Source organism: Hydrogenivirga sp. 128-5-R1-1 (genome assembly GCF_000171895.1).
The window spans coordinates 1-1,208 of the sequence record NZ_ABHJ01000449.1 but is presented as its reverse complement, the minus strand read 5'-3'; the positions used below and the strand labels follow the sequence as shown (position 1 = coordinate 1,208).

Sequence of the window (1,208 nt, the reverse complement as noted above, 5' to 3'; positions counted from 1 at the left end):
TTGCTCTCATCACAGAAAGCATGCCTACTAAAAAGCATATCTTTAATCCGACGTAATATCTTCAGTTATAAATTCTAAAAGTTTTCCTCTAAATGATGCCTTTTCAAGCAGTAAAGTTAAATTTTTATTACTGTAAAAAAGTTGAAAAAAAAGCCATTTCTCTAAATTTTTATATCCTAAAATAGAAATAGCCCTTTTTAAAGAATCTATCTTTGACCTGAAACCAAAATATGCAGAGTTAATATAAATTAAAAGACCGGTAACTAATTTAGGAGATAATTTAAAGTATTCTTCTATTTTATTAATAGGCTCCTGTTTTACGACTCCATTTATCAACTTTAAAATAAGTTTTTGATTTTCTTCTTTCAAATTAAAAGTTTCTTCTTCAGGATAAGAAAAATAGTACCCTTGATAGTACTCAAAACCTAATTTTTGGGCAATTTTATAAAAAATCTCATTCTCAATTTTAAAAGCAATAGGTTTTATATTATTTAATTTTAGAGCATTTAAATTTTTAAATATTCTTTCATCATCTTTTATATCTACTTTCGCAAAATCTAAAAATTCCAATAAATCCTCATGTTGTATAATGTCAAAATTGTTAACAGAAAATAAAAAACCTTTTGTTTTAAGCTTTTTTATTTTATCTATAATGCTACTGTCAATTTCTATATCTTCCATTAACTCAAAAACAACCTTTTTGCTTTGTTCAAAAATTTGTGGTAATTCACTCATAATAAAATTTTTGTCCACATTTAAAAAAACATATTTGTTAAGCTTCAAGTTTTCAATTAGATAGTTGAAAGTGATTAATGTTGCGTGGAAAAAATCCTGAATGCCTTCACCTCTGAAAAAAAGCTCACAACCTTCTATTTTTTTGTTTTTACCATAAATATACTGTTTTGCTATATTGAAACCTTTTATCATTTTTTTATATCAGAAAGTTTGATTGATTGAACATTGTTTGAACAACAACTTTTTAGATTAAGGTTCATGCTGTTTACAATTTCATTATAAGCATCTATAAAGTTTAAAACTTTTCCTCCAAAGCCTTTTGCAAATTTTTCTGCCATTTCCTTAGATGAAAATGGTATCGCACTTGGACTGCAGCAAGGCTTGGCTTCGCTTCCAACTACAAAGTATGCATTAAAAGCTGTAATTGGATTTTCTGTAATAAAATCATAGGTAATGGCTGAAACCTCTTTATC

2 protein-coding genes are annotated in these 1,208 nt (G+C 26.7%); both read right to left on the bottom strand.

Going from position 1 to position 1,208, the window contains the following annotated elements:
• Positions 1 to 42: 42 nt before the first annotated feature.
• Positions 43 to 927 carry an HDOD domain-containing protein gene (locus tag HG1285_RS00775; RefSeq protein WP_008289563.1) on the bottom strand — a complete coding sequence of 295 codons (885 nt, stop codon included), beginning with the start codon at positions 925 to 927 and terminating at the stop codon, positions 43 to 45.
• The coding region (locus HG1285_RS00780) for a nitrous oxide reductase accessory protein NosL (RefSeq protein WP_008289562.1) at positions 924 to 1,208 on the bottom strand (285 nt) is incomplete at its 5' end. The genes HG1285_RS00780 and HG1285_RS00775, both read right to left, overlap by 4 nt.

Excerpts from the sequence above, each read along its gene's own strand:
- HG1285_RS00775 (WP_008289563.1), bottom strand. The coding sequence starts at position 927 with ATGATAAAAGGTTTCAATATAGCAAAACAGTATATTTATGGTAAAAAC.